This window comes from Mycobacterium sp. ENV421 (genome assembly GCF_002887815.1).
Taxonomy (GTDB): Bacteria; Actinomycetota; Actinomycetes; order Mycobacteriales; family Mycobacteriaceae; genus Mycobacterium.
The window spans coordinates 1-21,373 of the sequence record NZ_PDHO01000001.1; the positions used below are offsets into that span (position 1 = coordinate 1).

Sequence of the window (21,373 nt, forward strand, 5' to 3'; positions counted from 1 at the left end):
TACTGTCCAAACCGTCCGACCCACCCGCTGTTGCACTAGCCCCTTGAATCCGCCGCGAAAACTCGACGACAACCCGCACGCTCGGCGAGGTTCCTAGGCCTGCGCCGGCATCGCCGCCGTATCCGCGTCGTCGCTGGGTCGTTTGCGCGGCTGCGGGGGCAGGAAGTGGTAGTCGCCTCGGGGGTAGACCACCTGCGGCCACCAGAACCACCGGCCCAGCATCGTCGCGATCGACGGCATCAGCAGTGACCGCACGATGAAGGTGTCGATCAGCAGGCCGATCGCGATCGTCGACCCCATCTGGGCCAGCACCACCAGCTTGCTGAACATCATGCCGGCCATGGTGGCGGCGAACACCAGACCGGCCGACGTCACGACGCTGCCGGTGCCGGCCATCGACCGGATGATGCCGGTCTTCAACCCGGCGTGGATCTCATCCTTGAACCGCGAGACCAGCAGCAGGTTGTAGTCCGACCCCACCGCCAACAGGATGATGACGGACATCAGCATGACCAGCCACTGCACCTGGATCCCGAACAGGTCCTGCCAGAGCAGCACCGAGATACCGAACGATGCGGCGATCGAGCTGCCTGCCGTCCCCACGATCACCAGTGCGGCGACCACACTGCGGGTCAGGATCAGCATGATCATGAAGATCAGAGTCAGCGACGACACCACAGCGATCAGCAGGTCGTAGCGCGCGCCGTCGGACATGTCCTTATAGGTCGCCGCCACGCCACCGAGATAGATCTTGGCGTTCGACAGCGATGACATCTTCAGCGCCTCTTGGGCGGCCTTGCGTTCGGAGTTGACGCGGGCGATGCCGTCCACTGTCGCGGGGTCACCCTCGTGGGTGATGAACATGCGGGTCGACTTGCCATCCGGCGAGAAGAACATCTTCAGGCCGCGCTCGAAGTCGGGATTCTGGAAGGCTTCCGGCGGCAGGAAGAACAGGTCGTCGTTCTTGGCCTGGTCGAAACTCTCACCCATCGCCAGGGCGGTGTCGTTGGACGCCTGCATCTGGTCCAGCAGGGCCTTCTGCGAGTTGTATGACGCCAGTGCCAGATCGCGGCTGACCTTCATCGACGCGATCGTCTGGGGGAGCAGGGCAGTCAGCTGTGGCGCGATCGCGGCCAGCTGATCGGTATTGCCCTGCACGCCTTGGGTTTTGTCGGTCACCTCGTCGATCCCGTCGAGGGAGTCGAACAGTGACCGGGCCGCGGCGCACAGCGGGATGTCGTAGCAGTGCGGTTCCCAGTAGAAGTAATTGCGCATCGGCCGGAACTGGTCATCGAAGTTCGCGATGTTGTCCCGCAATTGCTTGGTGGTCTCCAGCAGATCCTGGGAGCGGGCCGCGGAGTCCTGAGTGAGCTGCGTCTGCTTCAGGGACAGCTGATATTGCTTCTCCAGGATGTCGATCGAGACGTTCATCGAGTCAACCGTTTTCAGCTGGTTGTCCAACTGATCGCGCTGGAACGGCAGGTTCATGTTGCTCGTCTGGCCCTGGATGCTCGTCTGGAAGGGGATCGAGCTGTGCTGGATCGGGATGCCCAGCGGCCGGGTGATGCTCTGCACCATCGCGATGCCCTCGGTGTGCATCACATTGCTGGCGATCTTGTTCAGCACCAGCATGTCCGCGGAATTGCGCATGTCATGGTCGGCTTCGACCATGAGGATGTCCGGATTCATCCGGGCTTCGGTGAAGTGTCGATTGGCCGCGGCAAAGCCTTGATTGGCCGGGGCGTCCGCAGGGAGGTAGTGCTGGTCGTTGTAGGCCGGCTTGTATCCCGGTATGGCCACGATGCCGATCAGCACCACGAACAGGCTCGCCACGAAAATCGGTGCGGGCCAACGCACCACCGCGGTGCCGACCCGCCGCCAGAATCTGCTCTGTGGCGGACGCTTGGACTCGTACAGCCCGACGCGGCTGCCCAGGTAGAGCACGGCCGGCCCGAGGGTGACCGCGATCGCGACGATCACGAGCATGCCGATCGCGACGGGCGCGCCCATGGTGGTGAAGTACGGCAGGCGCGCGAACGACAGGCAGTACGTCGCGCCGGCGATCGTCAGTCCCGAGCCCACGATGACGGGCGCGACGGATCTGAACGTGGCGTAGTAGGAGTCGTCGCGGTCCAATCCCAGAGCGCGGTCTTCGCGATATCGGCCGAAGATGAAGATGCCGTAGTCGGTGGCGGCCGCGATCGCCAGCATTGTGAGGATGTTGCCGGCGAAGGTGGTCAGCCCGAACGCGCCGTGCAGAGCCAGGAGTGACACCACGCCGCGGGCGGTCAACAGTCCCAGGAACGTCAGGAACAGCTGGATCAGCGTGGTTCGGATCGATCGGTAGACGATCAGCAGCATGCCCGCGATGGCGGCCAGGGTGATCAGGGTGATCATCGCGAGGCTGGCGTTGCCGATGACGTGCAGGTCGTCGGTGAGCGCTGCCGGTCCGGCGACGTACGCCTGGACGCCGGGCGGTGCCGGGGTCTCCTTGATGACCTTGCGAACCTCGTCCACGCCTTCGTTGGCCAGCGTCTGGCCCTGCTCGCCGGCGAGGTTGATCATCACGTAAGACGCTTTGCCATCGGCACTTTGGGCGCCGGCTGCCGTGAGCGTGTCACTCCAGAAGTCCTGGATGTGCTGGATGTGCTCGGGGTCTTGTTCCAGCTTGCGGATGATCTCGTCGTAGTACTGGTGGGCGTCCGGGCCGAGGGGCTTCTGGCCCTCGATGACGACCATGATCGTGCTGTTGGAGTTGAACTCTTTGAAGTTGGCCCCCATCAACTTCATCGCCTTCATCGACGGGGCGTCTTCGGGTGCCATGGGCGCCGAGTGCATCTCGCCGACGACCTCGAGCTGGGGCGCGACGACGTTGACCAAGACGGCTATCGCGATCCAGAACAGGATGATCGGCAGTGCGAGGATGCGCAGTAGGTGCGGGACGACCGGCCGCTTCGGCGCGCTGGCGGGTTCGGGCGCGGTGACGGTGTGGGTCATGCCGACTTCACCAGGCAGTAGGTCTGGGCGTTGACGCCATCGGCCGATTGCTCTTCACGGACGGTTCCGTTCACGGTGACGCGGCATCCAATCTGATCTCCGTCGGTCCGCGCCATGAGGCTGGCGCTGACAGCGGGCAATGTTGTCGACAGGGTGATCGACCAGGGCAGCGGGACGGTGATCGTGTGCACCTTGGCTTCCGGGTCGAAATAACTGATCTGGGCGTTGGTTCCGGGCGCGCCGTAGACGTCGTAGACCATGACCTTGGGGTTGAACTGGACGATCTCGATGCCCGAGCCCGCTCCGGCATTCAGGTCCTGAGAGGCGAACATCTTGTGCAGTCGTGAGACGACCAGGCCCGAAACGGACAGCACCACTATGAGTACCAACGGAATCCAGATGCGTTTGAACACGCGGCCGACCGGAATAGCTTTCACCCGAACACCTTCCGTCACCTGCCCGGCCGCGGCGCGGCCGGCCCTTCGTCTGCAGACTCTGAAGCGCCGTCTGTCCCGCAGTCGGCATTGGCGACGAGCCGGCCGATCAGCGGCAATGCCACTCGCGCCGAGAGCCACAGCGCCGACTGCTCTTCGGCCGTCAGTGTCGTCATCAACGCCGCCAGCCGTTCCCGGCGTAGACGCTTGCGATCATCGAGCAACGCCTGGCCCTCGGTGGTGATTCCGATCAGGCAGGCCCGGCCGTCGTCGGGGTCGGGCAGCCGGGTCACGAGCCCGGCGCGTTCCAGCCGCTGGACCAATTGGGTCATCGACGGCTGGCTGACGCCTTCCTTGCCGGCCAGCGTGGTCAACCGGACGGGGCCCTCGCGGTACACCCGGTTCATCGTGAACGCGGCGGAGGCGCTGAGATCGGCGCGGTCGCTGAGGAACCGGATGGTCAAGTCCATCGCCTGGTCGAGGGCATCGCCCACGCACTCGCTGACCTCGGGATCGGTCAGCTGTTTTGCCACCGGGTATCTATATCACGAAGGCTATATAGCGGCAATCGGAGCCCGCCCGTACCGCGAGGACACCAGGCTCTCAGCCTCGTCGACGCTGTCCAGAGCGCTTCCCTGTTGGTTGGGCGGTGAGCTGCCGAAGGCAAGGATGGCGAGTTGTATGCGGTTGCTTATCTATCGGGCGCTCACCAGACGTCGCCGGGACGCCAGTCGCACGCCAGTTCCGCCGTGGCATCGACCTCGACATCGACCGGCAGGACGAAGATCGAACCGTCGTCATCCGGTGTGCGGGTCGGGCCACCCGGCGCCAACGTCGATGTCGGCCCCTGCCAGTGCAGCCACCCTCGGGGCCGGTAGATCGTCTCGCCGAGCGGAGTCGAACTCAGGGCGCCGATTTGATAGGCGCCACGGATCACCTGCTCGACCGCGTCGAGCACGGCGTGGGCCAGCCCCTGCCCCCGCCAGTCGTCGCGCACCGCGACGGCTTCGACATAGCCACAGCGCAATGCCGTCCCGCGGTAGAGGAGTCGGCGCTGAACGACGGCCGCGTGGGCGATCAGCGCGCCGCGGTGGGCGACGATCGCATGCATCCCGCCCAGCGCGTGTTCCCAGTCCGAGTCGGTGAATTCAGCGGGGCCGCCGAACGCATCGGTGAGCATCTGACGGGCGCTCAGGCGGGCCTCGGCATCCAGATCGCTGGTGTGGATCAGCCGGGCGGTGTGGACCTGCGCGTGCACACCCTCAGCTCTACCAGTCCGGGGAGCCGTCCGCTGGGATACGGGGTGTGGTCCAGCGCAGTCGCACGGATTGGCCGGGCCGGATCTGTGCCACCGTGTCGGTATCGGCGTCGGTGACCACGCCGATGACGGGGTAGCCGCCGGTCACCGGGTGATCGGGCCCCAGGATCACCGGCTGGCCGTTGGGCGGCACCTGAATTGCGCCACGGATGGCTCCTTCGCTGGGCAGCTGGCGGTCGGGCCATCGGTATGTCAGAGGACGCCCGCTCAGCCGCATGCCGACTCGGTCGCTTCGGTCGGTGGCAACCCAGTCGGTATGGACCAGTGCGTCCGGCATGACGAACCAGTCGTCGCGCGGTCCCGGCACGACGCGCAGCTCGATTCGGCCGGCGGCGATCGCGGCCACCGGCGCCTGGTCGAGTTCGGGGTACCGCTCGCTCGGGGTGCCCACCGAAAGTACGTCGCCCGCGCGCAGTGGTCGGGGCCCGATGCCCGACATCGTGTCGTAACTGCGCGAACCCAGCGCCGGTTCGACGTCGATCCCGCCGCGCACCGCGAGGTAACTACGCAGGCCGGCGTGCGGCACGCCGAGAGAGACCACTTCGCCGGCGCGGACGCGATGAAGACTGTTGGTGCCGAAAGGAATTCCATCTACCGCGGGACCGGCGTCGGCGCCCGTCACAGCTATGTCGACGTCGCCGCCCTGTACCCGCGCGGTGAATCCACCCAGGGTGATCTCCACCGTGGCCCGGTCGTCGGGGTTGGCCACCAGCCGGTTGGCCAACCGGTGTGCGCCACGGTCAGCCGCCCCTGAGCGGGTCACCCCGACGTGCGCCAGACCGGGCCGGCCGAGATCTTCCAGCAGCGCCAGGGGGCCGGTCCGCAGGACCTCGAGCGTGATCATGAGCGACCTGGCGTGATCGCCCGGAATCGCACCCACATGCCGGGCAGGAGCAGCGCGGGTTGTGGGCGCGCGATGTCCCACAACACCGCGTCGGTGCGTCCGATCAGCTGCCAGCCACCGGGCGAGGGCCGCGGATAGATTCCGCTGAAATCGCCCGCCAGGCCTACCGATCCGGCAGGCACCGCGGTGCGGGGATCGCTGCGCCGTGGCACGGTCAGGCGGGAGTCTCCCCCGACCAGGTAGGCGAAACCCGGTGCGAATCCGCCGAATCCGACTCGCCACGGCGTCCTGGTGTGCGCCTCGACCACCTCGACGGTTGTCATGTCGGTGTGCGTGGCGACATCGAGGAGGTCGGGTCCGTCGTAGATCACGTCGATCGTGACGTCGGCCTCGCCGCTCGGATGGTGCTCAAAGTGCCCGGGATCGATGCGTAGTCGAGTGAGGCGCTGCCGCGTCGGCGCCTGGTCAGCCGGGTCGGCGAGGGTCAGCAACACGGTGCGGGCTGTCGGCACGATGTCCAGGACGCCGGGCAACCGTGCCTCGCGCAGGCTGGCGGTCAGTGCCAGCACCGCGTCGGTGGACGGGCATTCCAGCAGCAGCGCTCGGTCGCCGTAGTCGCGAATTGTGTTGAGCACCACGAGGTCTGCCGCCGTTGCCGAAGATCAGACCATCAAGGTGTAGGTCGGTTCGTGACGCTTGATGTATCCGATGACCCGATACGTGACCGGCAGCATGATCACTTCGACGGCGGTCTTGTAGACCCAACCCAGCGCGGTGTAGGTGACGAAGTCGCCGAAGCTGGTGATGCCGATGGCGCCGGCGGCGATGCTACAGAAGACCAGGGTGTCGCCGAGCTGGCCGGCGAAGGTCGAGCCGACCAGCCGCGCCCACAGGTGCTTTTCCTTGGTGCGTTCTTTGATCTTGACGACGGTCCACGCGTTGATGGTCTGGCCGACGATGAAACCGGCCAAGCCGGCGATGATCAGCTGGGTGTAGGCGTGGACGACGTTCTCGAAGTGTTCCTGGTTGGTGTAGAAGTCGGCCGACGGGAGATAGATCGTCACCCAGAACGCCAGTGCCGCAAGGATGTTCATGGCAAAGCCGAGGATGATGGCCCGGCGCGCGGCTTTGAACCCGTACACCTCGGACAGCACGTCACCGATCACGTACGTCAGCGGGAAGACGATGAAACCGCCGTCGGTGATGATCGACCAGTTTCCGATGACGGGCCCGAATGCGACGCCCTTGGTGGCGGTCACATTGGAGATGATCACCAGAGCCGTGAAGACCGAAACGAAGACCGGATAGTAGCGAGAACCGACCTGCGCGAATCCGGGAGTGGGAACGTCGGCGCGTGCGGTGGCCTGGCTGCTTGTCACAGCTGCTATCCAAGCACGGCAGGTCAGGCCAGCGCGCGTGAGAGCAGCGGCGGCAATTGATCCGCCACCACCGGATAGGACAGCGGCGAGGCGAACGCGATCGCTCCGGCGAGGTCCAGGCCGGTGAACACGTTCCGAGTGGCCAGCTTGGCGATCCCGGGATCGGCGGACAGCGCCGCCTGGTCCGCGTCGCTCTCGGTGGACCAGATCAGCACGTCGGCCGAGTCGAGGGCGTCGGTGAGCTTGTCGCGGGGGATTGCCGCCCGGTGGTCGTCGACGGCATACGCGGTGATGCTGTCGGCGATCTGGAAGCCCATCGCGGTCAGGAAGTCGGTGCGCCAGCCGGGTAGCGTCGCCGCAACGGTGCCACCGGAGAAGGTGCCCGCCAGCAGCACCGCCTTTTTGTCTTTGAAACCGGGGTTGTTCTTGGCGACGTCGGCGAACTTGGCGTCGACGTCGGAGATCAGCTGCTTCATCTGCCTGCCCTGGAACACCGCGGTTCCCACCGCGGTGGCCTGGTCCTTCCACGGTTCGAAGAAGGCGTCGTCGTCGGACTGGGCGATGGTCGGCGCGATCGCCGACAGCTTCTTGTACGTGTCGGCGTCGAGCCCGGCGTTGACGGCAACGATCAGGTCGGGTTTGAGCGCCGCGATCTGGTCGACCTGAATTCCGTTGTCCAGGTTGAGGACAACGGGCTGGGCTGACCCGAGCTTGGCGCGGGCCCACGGCCACACGCCGAATGGTTGGTCACCGAACCAGTTGGTCACCGCGATGGGGACCACCCCGACCGCCAGCAGATCGTCTTGCTCGGTGAAGCCGGCGCTGACGACGCGTTTCGGCGGCGCGGAGATGGTGGTTTCGCCGAAGATGTGCTTGATGGTCACCGATGTGGGGTTGGCGTCGTCGCCGGATCTGTTCGGCGAGCACGCCGCCGCAACCAGCACTCCCGCCGCACCGGCGGCTCCCAGGAATCCACGCCTCGTCCACTGCGCGCTCACGGCGCGAGATTAACCCACCACCAGCGAGATGCCGAGTCCAATCATTGCGACGGCAATCAGACCGTCGAGGATCCGCCACGTCAGCGGAGTGGCGAACAACCCGGCCAGCCGGCGCGCGCCGAACCCCAGGCTGAAGAACCAGACGACGCTGGCGGTCACCGCGCCGATGCCGAACAACCACCGGCTGTCGGCGTGCTGATTGGCCAGCGTTCCGAGCAGCACGACGGTGTCCAGGTATACGTGCGGATTGAGAAAGGTCATGGCCAGGCACGTCAGCAGCACCGAGATCAGCCGGGTGGAGCCGTTCTGCGCCGGCGCCATGCTGGCCGATTTCATTGCTCGGCGTGCCGCCATGGCGCCGTAGCAGAACAGGAAGGCGGCCCCGCCGATCTTGGCCACCGTGACGGTGTTCGGGTGCGCGGTGATGATGGCACCGATGCCCGCGATGCCGGCGGTGATGAGCAGCAAGTCGGAGACCGCGCACACACTGACCACCGCCAGGACGTGCTCACGCCGGATTCCCTGACGCAGGACGAACGCGTTCTGCGCGCCGATGGCGGCGATCAGCGTGAACGACGTCAGGAATCCGACGAGTAGCGGCGAGGTCATGCCTAGACGGTAAGAAAGGACCGCCGCAACAGTCCAGCTAAAGTTGCTTGCGGTGCTTAAGCGCCGCTAATCCGGTAGCGGCGTCAGCAGATGGCGGCGGCGGCGATGAGCCCGAACGAGATGAGCACAATGCTCAGCACGAACGCTGCGTGACCCATCGACAGTGCCACGACCACGCCGACGACACCGGCGACGAAGATCGCGACCATCAGGAATGCCATCAGTCCGCTGTGCGGGTTGATGGCGGCGCGGGGGAGCGGTACGACTCTCGGTCCTTGAGGACGTTCCATGCCCGTCATCCAACACCTCCGTATGTGACTTAGTTCATGATCCTAGAAATAGGTGATGCGGATCACAAGCACCGCCGGGTAACGGTTGTCGGGTGGTCGGCTGGCGCCGCTAGAGACCGATCCGTTCCAAGGCGTCGTCGAACTCCTCGGCGGCCGCCTTGTCGCTCTTACCGTCGGCGATCGCCTGCCGGTACATCGCGAGGAAGTCGTCTCCGACCAGGGCGAACCGCGCGTCCCAGGCGGCCGAGTCCTGCCGCCAGTACCCCATGACGTCGTACTGGTCGATGGTCCAGCCGCTGCGCCGCAGGTGCTTGCGGACCTCCCGCGATGCGCCCGCCTCGCCGCCGAACCAGCAGTAGCCGTCCGCCGGCAGTTCGACGCCGCGGACCAGCTGAGCGAGCCGGCTCGCCGCGACGCCGTTCCCGCTGCCCAGGCTGGGTATGAGCGTGACGCCGGCCCGGGTCGGCAGATAGTCGAGATCGTCGTTGTCGAGTACCTCGACCACGACGGTGGTGGAGACGGCCGGCGGCGCTTCGGCCATGATGCGGGCGAGCGCGGGTAGCCCGGCGAGATCGGCGACCAGCAGCTGCCACGTCGTACTTGCCGGCGGCCGGTACCACGCGCGGGCGTGGTCGAGGCCGACATGATCGCCCACGCTGACGGTCTGCGCCCACACGCTGCCGGGACCGCCGGGATGCAGCAGGATGTCCAGGTCGATGAGGTCTCCGGCCTGGCGCCGCACGGAGTAGGTGCGGCCGTTGTTCGGTGAGTCCGCGTCGAAGTACACCCCGACGGCGCAATCGGCGGCCGGCGCGACGGCCAGCGATTCGGGGGCGTCCACCCGCAGCCTGACGCGACGCAGCCGAGAATTCGGTGCGAACGTCTCGACGACGGTCGCAGACGTGAAGCTCATCAGACCGCCCCGGCCGCTCCGAGTGTGGTGGCGGTCAGCGTGGCGACGAGGGTGTCTTCGTCGGTGTCGATGTCGCCGTGTAACCAAGCGGCGATGAGCTCCGTGGCGGCGGTGACCATCGTCCTGGTCGCAAGCAAGCGGTCCACTGACGGCTTCGGCGGTCCCTCGAACGGCATTGCTTCGGCCGCAATGCGTTCGGTGAACGCACTGATCTCCCGCTGTTGGAGCTGGCGCAGTCGGGGAAATCCAGGCGACTCCATGTAGAGCCGGGCGTCGGCGGCACTGGCGACCAGCGTGTGGACCACGGTCTGCAGGACGCCGTGGGCCCGCTCGGGCTTGGGAAGGGTGGCCAGCACCACCTCCATTGCAGCCTTGAGCCTGCTGTACAGGTCTTCGGCACAGGCGTCCAGGAGATCGTCTTTCGTGCTGAATTCGGCATAGAAGTAGCGCTTGCTCAGTCGCGCTCGCTGGCACACCAGGTCGACGGTCAGCGGCGCGATGCCCATCTCGGCGATCAGGTCGCGGGCGGCGTCGAGCAGCCGGGCTCGGCGCTCCTGCGAGCGCTGCAGTGAACTGAGCCCGCCGTAGGTGCGTCCTTCGACAACCATGACGCCATCTTGACCCATCGTGTGGGCCGCGCCATAATCCAGAACGAATTCGTTCCAGATTACTCGCATGGCGCAAGGAGTCACCGATGACGACCCGGATCATGGATGAAGCGGCGCGCGTCCTGGCCAACCCGCAGGCCTACACCGACGAGGCGGGGCTCCACAGGGCGCTCGCGCACCTGCGTGCGAACGCCCCCGTGTCGTGGGTGGACGTCGAGGGATACCGGCCGTTCTGGGCGATCACCAAGCACGCCGACATCATGGACATCGAGCGTCAGAACGACCTGTTCACCAACGACCCCCGTCCGATCCTGGTGGTGCAGGACCTCGACGACAAACTGCGCGCCGACCGGGAAGCCGGGGCGGGCCTGAGCACGCTGATCCACATCGACGACCCGCATCACCGCGACCTGCGCAAGATCGGTGCGGACTGGTTCCGGCCAAAAGCCATGCGCGCGTTGAAGGCTCGCTGCGACGAATTGGCCAAGATGTACGTCGACCAGATGGTGGAGCGCGGACCGGAGATCGATTTCGCCCAAGAGATCGCGGTCAACTTTCCGCTGTATGTCATTCTGACGCTGCTCGGTCTTCCGGAGTCGGACTTTCCCCGGATGCTCAAGCTCACTCAGGAACTGTTCGGCGGTGACGACAGCGAGTTCCAACGCGCGCAGGACAAAGACGCGATGATCGCCGTGCTGCTGGACTTCTTCGGTTACTTCTCGGCACTGACCGCCTCGCGCCGGGAGCACCCCACTGAGGATCTGACGTCGGCGATCGCGAACGCCACGATCAACGGAGAACCGTTGTCCGACATGGACACCGCCTCCTACTACGTGATCGTCGCCAGCGCCGGCCACGACACCACCAGTGCCGGAATCGCCGGCGGCCTGATGGAACTCATCCGCAACCCGGGTGAGCTCCAGCGGTTGCAGGACGATCCGTCCCTGATGGGCACCGCGGTCGAGGAGATGATCCGCTGCGTCGTGCCGGTCAAGGAGTTCATGCGCACCGCCCAAGCCGACACCGAGGTGCGCGGGGTCCCCATCGCCAAGGGTGAAGCCGTGCTGCTGTCCTACGTCTCGGCCAACCGTGACGAAGAGGTCTTCGCCGACCCGATGCGCTTCGACGTCGGCCGCGACCCCAACAAGCACCTGTCCTTCGGCTACGGCGTGCACTTCTGCCTGGGCGCAGCGCTGGCCCGCATGGAGATGAACAGCTTCTTCACCGAACTCGTCCCGCGCATCAACTCCATCGAACTCGCCGGCGATCCCGAGCTCATGGCCACCACCTTCGTCGGCGGGATCAAGCACCTGCCGATCCGATACTCCTTGAGGTGATTTCTCCGCGGTGACCCCCGCAAACGGCGATAATTGCCGGTGAGTCGGTCGCACGAGGGGAAGTACTGACGATGAAGAAGCTGGCAGCGGCGCTGGTGAGCGCCATGGCACTGGCTGTTGCGCCGGTCGCCGCCGCGCCCGGCGCACACGCTGACGTGTGCGGAGACGTCGGAGGACGTCATGTGAACGTCGGCGGGTGCACCAACGTCGCCGGTGATGTCGCAGTGGCCGGCGCGGTGGCCTCCGACGACGACGCTGCGGCGCAGGCGGCCGCGGGGCAGCCGCCGTGCTACACGCCGCAGGGGGTCCCGTATTACACCCCAGGTTCGGATCCCTGCTACTGAGCGCCGCCGGTGAGGCTCGCCTCGACGCGGGCCAACTCGCGGCGTTCGCCGCGATAGTCGAACTCGGTAGTTTCGAGGCGGCGGCCGATCGGTTGCATGTCACGCCGTCGGCGGTCAGTCAGCGCATCAAGGCTCTGGAAAAGCAGGTGGGCCAGGTGCTGGTGGTCCGCGGAAAGCCCTGTGTGGCAACGATGGCCGGCACACCGCTGCTTCGGTTGGCCGCGCAGACCGCGATGTTGGAGGCCGAGGCCATCGCCGAGATGGCCGGCGGCGGCGAGGCCGCGCCGCGACCGCGGATCGCGATGGCGGTCAATGCCGACTCCATGGCGACATGGTTCGTCCGGGTGCTGTCCGAGATGCCCGATGTGCTGTTCGACATCCGCATCGAAGACCAGGACCACTCCGCGCGGTTGTTGCGGGAGGGGGTAGTCATGGGTGCGGTCACCACCGAGCGCACCCCGGTACCCGGCTGCCGGGTCCATCCGCTGGGGGTGATGCGGTACCTGCCGGTGGCCAGCGCTGAGTTCGTAAAGCGGTATTTCCCAGCTGGTTTCACAGTGGAGTCGGTCAAACCTGCGCCGTCCCTCGCATGGAATCGCGACGATGCACTGCAGAATATGCTGGTGCGCAAGGCATTCGGTCGTCCTGTCGAACGTCCGGTCACGTACGTGCCGACCGCGGAGGGCTTCGGTGCCGCGGTACACGCCGGCCTCGGGTGGGGCATGTATCCCGAGCAGTCGGCGGCACAGGCGCTCGCCGACGGCTCGTTCGTCCAGGTCAGCGATGTCCACCTCGACGTCCCGCTGTTCTGGCAGTGCTGGAAGCTCGACAGTCCCTTGATGGGGTCCCTGACCGCGACCGTATTGGCCGCCGCCGACGCACTGCGCCGCGGCTGACAGAAGGGTCACACTCACCCCACAACGGTTTGCCATCGTGCTGACGCGGATAATCCAGGCCGCATGAACGCGAGCCGACTTTCTCGCTCCAAGATCGTCGCGGCATCGGTGGGTGTCAGCGCGGCCTTGGCGAGCGTCTTCCTGGTGGGAATTCAGGTGGAGCGCGGTAGCGAAGGGACGGTGGTGTCCGATCCCGGGACGTTCACCGCCCCGGCCACCAGCACGATGACCACCGGCGCGACCACGACTACGTCGCCGGGCCAGGCGTCGGTGTCGGCGCAGGTCGCCACGCCGCAGCTCACCACCACACCGACCTCGGCCGAGCCCGGCTAGCAGCGCAACTGGGCGGAATGGCTGTGATGCACCATGATTGATCGGTTGGGCGAGAGATCGTGGAGATGTGAATGGCTGTAGTGGGTCGCAGGGCACAAGTTCTGCTGTCGGTGGTGTTGGTTCTGATGGCCGTTCAGGCGGGCCCTGCCGTCGTGGCGCACGCCGACGATGTCCTGCCGCCGGTGGCGTTCACCACCACCTCGAATGCGCCGCTGCACAACGGCGGCACCTACGGCATCGGCACCGTGATCGTCGCGCATTTTGACGCTCCTGTCGGTGATCGCGGTCTGGCCGAGCAGGCACTGCAGGTCGACACCTCGCCTCCAGTGGCCGGTGCGTGGCACTGGGTCGACGACCGCACCATGCACTGGCGCCCGCCGCAGTACTACGCGCCGGGCACCGTGGTGACCGTCACTCCCGGTCCGGGCGCGCCTGTCTCGTTCACCATCGGTGCCTCGCACGTGTCGATCGCCGACGACGCGACCAAGCAGGTGACGGTGTTCGACGGAGGGAAGCTCGTCCGGACCATGCCCACATCGATGGGCCGCGGGGGCACCGAGAAAGTCGGAAACACCACGTTGAGCTTCTGGACTCAGCCCGGCGTCTACACCGTTCTGGACAAGAGCAATCCGGTGGTGATGGACTCCTCCACCTACGGCCTGCCGATCAACTCGCACCTGGGCTACAAAGAGACGATCCCGTACGCGGTGCGCATCAGCACCGACGGCGTGTATCTGCACGAGCTGGACGCGACAGTCTGGGCGCAGGGCAACACCGACACCAGCCATGGTTGCCTGAACCTCAACCGCGACAACGCAATCTGGTTCTACAACTTCTCGGTGCCCGGTGACGTCGTCGAAGTGCGCAACACCGGAGGCAAGCCGCTGCAGTTGTGGCAGAACGGGGACTGGAGCGTCCCGTGGGATCAGTGGGTCTAGCCGGGGTGGGGCGGTTTCGAGTAGCGACTACTCGTGACACGCAACGTCCGTCCCACGAGACTGGGGGCGTGTCATCCCCGTATCCGGAGCCGCGCCTCGCCGACGTCGTCGAGTTGCCGCTGGCCCGTGTGGCCGGTCAACGCGACCCGGCGGGCGAGGACGACGAGTGCGAGCCGGAGACCATCATCCTGCTCTGGTGACGGCCCGGATATGGCATGGTGAAATCCATGGCTGATGCCGTCGGAACCGAGAACGCGCCCGCGCAACGAACATTCTTCGGGCACCCCGTCGGTCTGGCCAACCTCTTCGGCGTCGAGTTGTGGGAGCGCTTCTCCTACTACGGGATGCTCACGATTCTTGGCTATTACCTGTACTACTCACTCACCGAGGGCGGTCTCGGCCTGCCCAAGGCCACCGCGACCGGCGTCGTCGGGGCGTACGGCGGCCTGGTGTATCTGTCCACCGTCCTGGGCGGCTGGGTCGCCGACCGGTTGCTCGGCATGGAACGCACGGTGCTCTACGGCGGCGTCGTGGTCATGTTCGGCCACATCGCACTGGCGGTACTGCCCGGACTGACGGGTGTCGGCGTCGGTCTGATACTGATCGCGCTGGGTTCCGGCGCGCTCAAAGCCAACGCCTCGTCGCTGCTGGGCACGCTCTATGACGATGGCGACCCCCGTCGCGACGGCGGATTCACACTGTTCTATCTCGGTATCAACCTGGGTTCGTTTGTCGGCCCGCTGATCACCGGCCTCCTGCAGACCAAAGTGGGTTTCCACTACGGGTTCGGTGCCGCGGCCGTCGGCATGGCGCTGGGCCTGACCCAGTACGTGGTGTTCCGGCGCAATCTCGGTAGCCACGGCCGGACACCACCGAATCCGCTGTCCCGCAGTCATTTCGTGCGCACCGCGAGCATTGCCGCAGCCGTCCTGGTGGTGGTTGTCCTCGCCTTCGTCTTCGGTCTGATCACTCTCGCCACTCTCTCCCAGGTGACCACCGGAATTCTGGTCGTCGCCTCGATCGCCTACTTCGCGGTGATGCTGCGCAGCCCGCGTGTCGAACCACTCGAGCGCATGCGGGTGCGGGCTTTCATCCCGCTGTTCATCGCCAACGCGGTGTTCTGGTCGCTGTTCCAGCAGATTTTCACCGTGCTCGCGGTGTACTCCGACGAGCGGATGAACTGGTCGATCTTCGGGTGGCGGGCACCGTCGAACTGGATCGGCTCGATCGAACCGGTGTGGATCATCCTGCTGTCACCGGTGTTCGCGGCGATGTGGACCAAGCTGGGCCGGCGCGCCCCCACCACCCCACGCAAGTTCGCCTACGGCGTCATCGGGATGGGCGTGGCGTTCCTGCTGTTCCTGCCGATGGCCGGAACAACCGGACGCAGCGTGCCCGCGCTGTTCGTGGCGGCGATCATGGCCGTCTTCGCGATCTCCGAGCTGATGCTGTCCCCGATCGGCCTGTCAGTGACGACACAGTTGGCGCCCAACGCATTTCGGGCGCAGATGATGGCGCTGTATTTCTTCTCGGTCGGCCTGGGTACGTCGATGTCGGGGGTGCTGTCGGGGTACTACCACCCGGACCGCGAGTTCGCCTACTTCGGCATCCTCGGCGCCGTCGCGGTCGTAGTCGGCATCATCGTATGGGCGTTCGCACCCCGGGTGAGCCGTCTGATGGAGGGCGTCCACTAAGGCTGCGCGTCGAGCAGCCGCACCATCTCGTCCCGCATTTCGACCTTGCGCACCTTGCCGGTGACGGTCATCGGGAACTCGTCGACCAGCCGCACATAGCGCGGGATCTTGTAGTGGGCCAGTTGTCCGGCCGAGAACGCCCGCACGCCGTCGGCGTCCAGGGGCGTGCTGCCGGGACGCATCTTGATCCAGGCGCAGATCTCCTCGCCGAAACGCGGGTCGGGCACACCGATCACCTGGACGTCGTCGATGTCGGGATGGGTGTGCAGGAATTCCTCGATTTCCCGGGGATAGACGTTCTCGCCACCACGGATGACCATGTCCTTGATCCGGCCGACGATCGTGCAGTGGCCGTCGTCGCGCATCACCGCCAGATCACCGGTGTGCATCCAGCCCTCGTCGTCGATCGCTTCGCGGGTCTTGTCCTCGTCGTTCCAGTAGCCCAGCATGACCGAGTAACCGCGGGTGCAGAATTCGCCGGTCGCACCGCGCTCGACGACCGCACCGGTGTCCGGGTCCACGATCTTGATCTCGATGTGTGGATGCGCGCGTCCCACGGTGGCCGTGCGCCGTTCCAGGTCGTCGTCGTGCAGGGTCTGGCAGGACACCGGCGAGGTTTCGGTCATCCCGTAGGCGATGGACACCTCGGACATGTTGAGCTCGTCGACGCAACGTTTCATGATCTCGACCGGGCAGGGGGCGCCCGCCATGATGCCGGTGCGCAGGGACGAGACGTCGCGGTGCGCCAGGTCCGGATGCCCGAGTACCGCGATGAACATCGTCGGCACCCCGTACAGCGCTGTGCAGCGTTCCTGTTCCACGGCGGCGAGAGTCGCAGCCGGATCGAAGCCGGCTGACGGAATCACTATCGTGGCACCATGTGTGGTGCAGCCGAGGTTGCCCATGACCATGCCGAAGCAGTGGTAGAACGGCACCGGGACGCACAGTCGGTCGCCGGGTCCGAAGTTGATGAGATCGGTGACGAAGTAGCCGTTGTTGAGGATGTTGCGGTGCGAGAGAACTGCGCCCTTCGGGGAACCCGTTGTCCCGGAGGTGTATTGGATGTTGATCGGGTCCGAAGGCGTCAGCGTCTGCATCCGGGCGCGCAACTGGTCGGCCGACACCGCTTCCCCGCGCTGCTTCAGCGACTCCCAGTCCGAAGAGTCCAGGAACACCACCTCGGTCAGATCGGGCACCTCGTGGCGTACCTCGACGACCATACCGCGATAGTGGGATGACTTGAACTCGGTGACGGACAACAGCATTCGGACGCCGGCGTGCCGCAACACATAGGCCAGCTCGTGAGTTCGGTACGCGGGGTTGATGGTCACCAGGATCGCGCCGGCCTTGGCGGTGGCGTATTGCACCACAGTCCACTCCGCGCAGTTGGGTGCCCAGATACCGACCCGGTCGCCCTTGCCGATACCCGAGCCGATCAACGCCCGCGCCACCAGGTCGATCTCCCGATTCAGTTCGGCGTAGGTCCACGACCGGCCGGTCGCGACCTCGACCAGCGCGTCGACACCCGCGTGTGCGGCGGCCGTGCGCTCGAAGTTGGCACCGATCGTCTCGTCGAGCAGGTCGGTGCCGTCGGGTCCTGCCGCATACGACCGCGGCGCACCGAACTGTTCGCGCAGAGCGTCTTTCAGCACCTTGCCGCTGGCGTTGCGGGGCAACGCATCGACGACCGCGATACGTCGCGGACGCTTGTAGGGTGCCAGGTGTTCGCGGCAGTGCGCCTCGATCTCGGTGTCGCTCGGCGGGTCGCCGGGGTCGCGGGCCACGATCACGGCCAGCGGGGTTTCGCCCCACTTCGGATCCGGCACGCCGATGACCGCCACCTCGGCGACCTTCGGGTACGCCGCCAGGGCGTTCTCCACCTCGGCGCTGTAGATGTTCTCTCCGCCCGAAATGATCATGTCTTTCTTCCGGTCGACCACGTAGATGTAGCCGTCCTCATCCTGCCGGACCAGGTCGCCGGAGTGGAACCATCCGCCGTGGAAGGCCGCCGCGGTTTGGCCGGGGTTGTTCCAGTACTCCTTCATCACCAGCGGACCCTGGTAGACGATCTCACCGACCTCCCCGGTGCTGACGTCGTTCATGTCGTCGTCGACGATGCGGGCCTCGACGTTGAGCATCGGCGTTCCGACCGAACCGATCTTGCGGATCGCATCGTCACCGCGCAGCAGGCAGGTGATGGGGCTGCACTCGGTTTGTCCGAACGCCGCGACGATCTCCGCATCGGGGAACGCTTCGGTCATGCTCTGCAGCAATGTGGTGCTCGCCGGGGCGGCGCCCCACCAGATTCGCCGCAGGTGCGACAGGTCCCACTGCCCCAGGCGGTCCATCGCGCAGACGGCCTGCCATTGGGATGGGGTCATCCAACAGGAGGTGACGCGCTCGCTGACGATGGTGCACACCGTCGCCTCGGGGTCGAATCCGCCGGAGGGCGGAATGATGACCGTGCCCCCGGTGAAGAACGCTGGCAGCATTCCCGATACACCCGCGGTGTGGAACAGCGGTGCCACCCCCAGCCAGCATTCGTCGGCGAGGTGGCCGAGCGTGGCGATCGAACTGAAGGCGTGGAGGTAGAGGTTGCGGTGTGTCAGCACAGCACCTTTCGGGAACCCGGTGGTGCCCGAGGTGTACATGATGAAGGCGGGCTCCTCGTCGCCGACGGCGACGTCGACGGGCTCGCCGGGGGCGCGGTCGATGGCGGACTGGAAGTCGTCACCGATGGTGAGCACCGAATGCACCGATGCCGCCTGCGCCTGCTTGACGACGGGGGCCAGCGCGGCGTCGACCACGACGGCCACCGCACCGCTGTCGACCAGCTGGTAGGCGATCTCGTCGGCCACCAGCCGGAAGTTCAAGGGCACCACGACCGCGCCCAGTCGCAGTATGGCGAACCAGGTCTCGACGACCTCGAGACTGTTCAGCCCCAGCACGGCGACCCGGTCACCGCGGCCGATTTCGCGCTGGGCCAGCGCGTTGGCCAATCGCGTCACCCGCGTGTCGATCTCGCCGAAGGTGCCGCGGCGGCGTGGATCCACGAATCCGATGTTGTCCGGGCGCACCCGGGCGTGCCTGGCCAGGACGTCGCTGAACGTGAGTCCGGTCGACGGGGACGTCATAGGCCGACCCGGTCGGCCAGAAGTGCCCGGTGCCGGCTGCTGCTGCCGAACAGTGCATCGCAGGTCTTGGCCCGACGCAGATAACGGTGCAGGTCGTGCTCCCAGGTGAACGCGATGCCGCCGTGTACCTGGGTGGCGGTGTTGGCGCACAGGGTGAAGGTGTCCGCCGCCTGGGCCTTCACCAGTGGCGCGGCGACAGCCAGTTCGGCGGGGTCGTCCGCGCTCATCGCCGCGAACATCACCGCCACCCGAGTCGCGTCGATTTCTATCGCCATCTCGGCGCACATGTGCTTGACCGCTTGGAACGTGCCGATCGGTCGATCGAATTGAGTTCTGCTGCAGGCATACTCGATGCTGCGGGCCAGGCAGGCTTCGGCGCCGCCGAGCATCTCTGCGGCCAGCAGTACCCGCGCGGTGTCCAGTACCCGGTCCAGTTCGTCCGGGGCCGCGCCGAGACGTTCGGCGGCGGCCTGTCGCAGCGTCACCCGCGCAACCGGTCGGGAGGCGTCGAAGGAGGGCAGCTGCGTTATGTCGACGCCGGGAGTGGCGGTGTCGACCACATACAGCCCCGCGTCGTCACCGGTGTGGGCGGCGACGATGAGCAGATCGGCGCCGTGCCCCTGCACTACCGGGCCGCACCCGCCGTCCAGCACGGTGCGGCCGTCGTCTTGGGTGGCCCAGACCGTCGCCGCCGCTGCGTCACCGGCGCCCGGGCCGGTCGCCGCGAACGCTGCCCTGCGGGCACCGCTGAGCAGGCCGGGCAGCAGGCGATGACGCTGTTCGTCGTCGCCCAGGCGCAGCACCGCATGGACCGCGAAAACGTGCGACGCCAGGGGCAGGGGGCTCAGTGCGCGGCCGAACTCCTCGAACACGATGGCCGATTCCACCAGTGTCGCGCCAACGCCGCCGTACTCCGCGGGCACGGCCAACCCAGGTAACTCCAAGTCGGTGCACACTGGGTGCCAGCCACGCTCGTCACGGCCGTGCACATCGAGGAAGTCACGGGTCGAATCCCGCAGCGCCTCGTGCTCGCTGCTGTATTGGAAGTCCATGTCAGCGGGGCTCCTTCGGCAGTCCGAGCAACTGTTCACCGATCACGGTGCGCTGGATCTGTGAGCTGCCCGCGTAGATGGTGGCGGCGCGCGCGTAGAGAAACTGGTCGAGCCAGCAGGCGACCGAGTTCGCCGTGCCCGGCGACGGGATCATCAGTGCGGCAGCGTTTCCCGGACCGTCCGCGCAGAGCGCATCGGTGCCCAGGATGTCGACCGCCAGATCGGTGTAGCGGCGGAAGTACTCGCTCCAGATCACCTTGTTGATGGCGGCTTCGGCGCCCGGGCGTTTACCGTTCGAGAGTGTGGTCAGGCCACGGTACCCCTGGTAGCGCAGAATCTGCACGCGCGAGTAACACCAGGCCAGCTCGTCGCGGACCAGCGGATCGGTGTGCCGGCCACGCTCGGCCGCCAGCCTCCGTAGCCAGTCGAGTCCACGCCCGAATTCGATTGCTGCCGTGGTTATCTGGGACCCGCGTTCGAAACCGAGAACCGTCATCGCGGTCGCCCAGCCGCCGCCGACCCCGCCGAGCACGTCGCCGGCCGAGGCACGGGCGTCGGTGAAGAACACCTCGGAGAACGACGCGTGTCCGGCCGCGTTGACAATGGGCCGCACCACGACGCCGGGTTGGTCGACCGGAACCAGCAACATCGACAGACCCTTGTGTTTCGGCACGGTGGGATCCGTCCGTGTGAGCACGAAAATCCAGTTCGCGGTCGGTCCTGCCGACGTCCAGATCTTCTGCCCGTTGATCGTCCAGTGTCGTTCTCCCGTCGCTTCGCTCGCCCCGTCATCGCCCCCCTCCAACACCGCCCTGGTCCGCACCGACGCGAGATCCGAACCCGCCTCCGGTTCGGAGAAACCCTGACACCAGCGGTCCTCGCCGGACAGGATGCGCGGCAGGAACCGCTTCTTCTGTTCCTCGGTGCCCAGCGCGATCAACGTATTGCCCAGCAGATCGATACCGAACATGTCGTTCTCGTCGCGCTCAGGGGCGCCCGCGCGGGCGAATTCCTCGGACAGCACGGCTTGTTCCATCACTGAGAGTCCGCCGCCGCCATACTCCTTGGGCCAGGAGACCGCCACCAGCCCGCGGTCGGCGAGGACCTTGCGCCACTGGTGCCGCAGTTGCTCACGCTCCTCGGGCGGCAGAGCGCCGGGACCGGTCCAGTCGGCAGGCAGGTGCTCGGCCAGGAAGGCCCGGATCTCCTCGCGGAACGATTGCGCTTCGTCGGGATAGTCGATGTCCACCTGTGC

The 21,373-nt window shown here is 66.3% G+C and carries 21 protein-coding genes and 2 pseudogenes; 7 read left to right on the forward strand and 16 right to left on the reverse strand.

Annotated elements, in window-relative coordinates; genetic code table 11:
* Positions 1–93: 93 nt before the first annotated feature.
* The 12 genes from CRM90_RS00005 to CRM90_RS00055 all read right to left on the reverse strand — a co-directional run bounded on the left by CRM90_RS00005 (position 94) and on the right by CRM90_RS00055 (position 10,390).
* Positions 94–2,997, reverse strand: a complete 2,904-nt coding sequence (locus CRM90_RS00005) for an MMPL/RND family transporter (RefSeq protein ID WP_102804989.1) — start codon at positions 2,995–2,997, stop codon at positions 94–96.
* Entirely contained in the window at positions 2,994–3,434 is a 441-nt protein-coding gene (locus tag CRM90_RS00010; RefSeq protein ID WP_102804990.1) for an MmpS family transport accessory protein, read from the reverse strand. Before CRM90_RS00010 ends, CRM90_RS00005 begins: the two co-directional genes overlap by 4 nt.
* 14 nt (positions 3,435–3,448) lie before the next feature.
* Positions 3,449–3,964, reverse strand: a complete 516-nt coding sequence (locus CRM90_RS00015) for a MarR family winged helix-turn-helix transcriptional regulator (RefSeq protein ID WP_233209092.1) — start codon at positions 3,962–3,964, stop codon at positions 3,449–3,451.
* A gap of 173 nt (positions 3,965–4,137) precedes the next feature.
* Complete coding sequence (locus CRM90_RS00020; protein ID WP_102804991.1) at positions 4,138–4,689, reverse strand: GNAT family N-acetyltransferase; 552 nt, start codon at positions 4,687–4,689, stop codon at positions 4,138–4,140.
* 10 nt (positions 4,690–4,699) lie between these two features.
* On the reverse strand, positions 4,700–5,593 hold the full coding sequence (locus CRM90_RS00025) for a 5-oxoprolinase/urea amidolyase family protein (RefSeq protein WP_102804992.1): 894 nt from the start codon (positions 5,591–5,593) through the stop codon (positions 4,700–4,702).
* The gene (locus CRM90_RS00030; protein WP_102804993.1) at positions 5,590–6,231 is read right to left on the reverse strand and encodes a 5-oxoprolinase subunit B family protein; all 642 of its coding nucleotides are present in this window, start codon (positions 6,229–6,231) and stop codon (positions 5,590–5,592) included. Before CRM90_RS00030 ends, CRM90_RS00025 begins: the two co-directional genes overlap by 4 nt.
* Positions 6,232–6,255: 24 nt before the next feature.
* Entirely contained in the window at positions 6,256–6,972 is a 717-nt protein-coding gene (locus tag CRM90_RS00035; RefSeq protein ID WP_102804994.1) for a queuosine precursor transporter, read from the reverse strand.
* A gap of 23 nt (positions 6,973–6,995) precedes the next feature.
* Entirely contained in the window at positions 6,996–7,970 is a 975-nt protein-coding gene (locus CRM90_RS00040) for an ABC transporter substrate-binding protein (RefSeq protein ID WP_102804995.1), read from the reverse strand.
* A gap of 9 nt (positions 7,971–7,979) precedes the next feature.
* Entirely contained in the window at positions 7,980–8,579 is a 600-nt protein-coding gene (locus tag CRM90_RS00045) for a LysE/ArgO family amino acid transporter (RefSeq protein WP_102804996.1), read from the reverse strand.
* 83 nt (positions 8,580–8,662) lie between these two features.
* Positions 8,663–8,878, reverse strand: a complete 216-nt coding sequence (locus tag CRM90_RS30170; protein ID WP_142391297.1) for a hypothetical protein — start codon at positions 8,876–8,878, stop codon at positions 8,663–8,665.
* Positions 8,879–8,978: 100 nt separating this feature from the next.
* On the reverse strand, positions 8,979–9,782 hold the full coding sequence (locus CRM90_RS00050; RefSeq protein ID WP_102804997.1) for a siderophore-interacting protein: 804 nt from the start codon (positions 9,780–9,782) through the stop codon (positions 8,979–8,981).
* Positions 9,782–10,390, reverse strand: a complete 609-nt coding sequence (locus tag CRM90_RS00055; protein WP_158248965.1) for a TetR/AcrR family transcriptional regulator — start codon at positions 10,388–10,390, stop codon at positions 9,782–9,784. Before CRM90_RS00055 ends, CRM90_RS00050 begins: the two co-directional genes overlap by 1 nt.
* An 86-nt stretch (positions 10,391–10,476) precedes the next feature.
* Between CRM90_RS00055 and CRM90_RS00060 the strand changes: the two genes are divergently transcribed.
* The 7 genes and pseudogenes from CRM90_RS00060 to CRM90_RS00085 all read left to right on the forward strand — a co-directional run bounded on the left by CRM90_RS00060 (position 10,477) and on the right by CRM90_RS00085 (position 15,932).
* The gene (locus CRM90_RS00060; RefSeq protein ID WP_102804999.1) at positions 10,477–11,727 is read left to right on the forward strand and encodes a cytochrome P450; all 1,251 of its coding nucleotides are present in this window, start codon (positions 10,477–10,479) and stop codon (positions 11,725–11,727) included.
* 71 nt (positions 11,728–11,798) lie between these two features.
* Positions 11,799–12,071, forward strand: coding sequence for a hypothetical protein (locus tag CRM90_RS00065; RefSeq protein WP_102805000.1), 273 nt, complete (start codon positions 11,799–11,801; stop codon positions 12,069–12,071).
* Positions 12,068–12,967, forward strand: coding sequence for a LysR family transcriptional regulator ArgP (locus CRM90_RS00070; protein WP_233209119.1), 900 nt, complete (start codon positions 12,068–12,070; stop codon positions 12,965–12,967). The genes CRM90_RS00065 and CRM90_RS00070 overlap by 4 nt, the downstream gene beginning before the upstream one ends.
* 63 nt (positions 12,968–13,030) lie before the next feature.
* The gene (locus CRM90_RS00075) at positions 13,031–13,300 is read left to right on the forward strand and encodes a hypothetical protein (protein ID WP_102805002.1); all 270 of its coding nucleotides are present in this window, start codon (positions 13,031–13,033) and stop codon (positions 13,298–13,300) included.
* Between the two features lie 188 nt (positions 13,301–13,488).
* Positions 13,489–14,238: pseudogene (locus CRM90_RS00080) on the forward strand (L,D-transpeptidase); the annotation flags it as partial.
* Between the two features lie 68 nt (positions 14,239–14,306).
* Entirely contained in the window at positions 14,307–14,438 is a 132-nt protein-coding gene (locus CRM90_RS31275; protein ID WP_286145603.1) for a hypothetical protein, read from the forward strand.
* 27 nt (positions 14,439–14,465) lie between these two features.
* Positions 14,466–15,932 carry a peptide MFS transporter gene (locus tag CRM90_RS00085; protein ID WP_102805350.1) on the forward strand — a complete coding sequence of 489 codons (1,467 nt, stop codon included), beginning with the start codon at positions 14,466–14,468 and terminating at the stop codon, positions 15,930–15,932.
* Here CRM90_RS00085 and CRM90_RS30850 read toward each other — a convergent pair.
* From CRM90_RS30850 to CRM90_RS00100, 4 genes and pseudogenes are all read right to left on the reverse strand, one after another.
* Positions 15,929–17,569, reverse strand: a complete 1,641-nt coding sequence (locus tag CRM90_RS30850) for an AMP-binding protein (protein WP_233209120.1) — start codon at positions 17,567–17,569, stop codon at positions 15,929–15,931. The two genes, CRM90_RS00085 and CRM90_RS30850, sit on opposite strands and share 4 nt — an antisense overlap.
* Positions 17,564–19,066, reverse strand: a pseudogene (locus CRM90_RS30855) (long-chain-fatty-acid--CoA ligase); the annotation flags it as partial. The pseudogene CRM90_RS30855 and the gene CRM90_RS30850, both read right to left, overlap by 6 nt.
* Positions 19,063–20,118, reverse strand: a complete 1,056-nt coding sequence (locus CRM90_RS00095; protein ID WP_102805004.1) for an acyl-CoA dehydrogenase family protein — start codon at positions 20,116–20,118, stop codon at positions 19,063–19,065. The gene CRM90_RS00095 and the pseudogene CRM90_RS30855, both read right to left, overlap by 4 nt.
* A gap of 1 nt (position 20,119) precedes the next feature.
* Positions 20,120–21,367, reverse strand: a complete 1,248-nt coding sequence (locus CRM90_RS00100) for an acyl-CoA dehydrogenase family protein (RefSeq protein ID WP_102805005.1) — start codon at positions 21,365–21,367, stop codon at positions 20,120–20,122.
* Positions 21,368–21,373 lie beyond the last annotated feature (6 nt).

What these genes read in the sequence shown, in the direction of transcription:
- CRM90_RS00025 (WP_102804992.1), bottom strand. Translation starts at nt 5,593, where the DNA reads ATGATCACGCTCGAGGTCCTGCGGACCGGCCCCCTGGCGCTGCTGGAA.
- CRM90_RS00095 (WP_102805004.1), bottom strand. Translation starts at nt 20,118, where the DNA reads ATGGACTTCCAATACAGCAGCGAGCACGAGGCGCTGCGGGATTCGACC.
- CRM90_RS00055 (WP_158248965.1), bottom strand. Translation starts at nt 10,390, where the DNA reads ATGGTTGTCGAAGGACGCACCTACGGCGGGCTCAGTTCACTGCAGCGC.
- CRM90_RS00085 (WP_102805350.1), top strand. Translation starts at nt 14,466, where the DNA reads ATGGCTGATGCCGTCGGAACCGAGAACGCGCCCGCGCAACGAACATTC.
- CRM90_RS30170 (WP_142391297.1), bottom strand. Translation starts at nt 8,878, where the DNA reads ATGACGGGCATGGAACGTCCTCAAGGACCGAGAGTCGTACCGCTCCCC.
- CRM90_RS00005 (WP_102804989.1), bottom strand. Translation starts at nt 2,997, where the DNA reads ATGACCCACACCGTCACCGCGCCCGAACCCGCCAGCGCGCCGAAGCGG.
- CRM90_RS00045 (WP_102804996.1), bottom strand. Translation starts at nt 8,579, where the DNA reads ATGACCTCGCCGCTACTCGTCGGATTCCTGACGTCGTTCACGCTGATC.
- CRM90_RS00060 (WP_102804999.1), top strand. Translation starts at nt 10,477, where the DNA reads ATGACGACCCGGATCATGGATGAAGCGGCGCGCGTCCTGGCCAACCCG.
- CRM90_RS00065 (WP_102805000.1), top strand. Translation starts at nt 11,799, where the DNA reads ATGAAGAAGCTGGCAGCGGCGCTGGTGAGCGCCATGGCACTGGCTGTT.
- CRM90_RS00050 (WP_102804997.1), bottom strand. Translation starts at nt 9,782, where the DNA reads ATGAGCTTCACGTCTGCGACCGTCGTCGAGACGTTCGCACCGAATTCT.
- CRM90_RS00075 (WP_102805002.1), top strand. Translation starts at nt 13,031, where the DNA reads ATGAACGCGAGCCGACTTTCTCGCTCCAAGATCGTCGCGGCATCGGTG.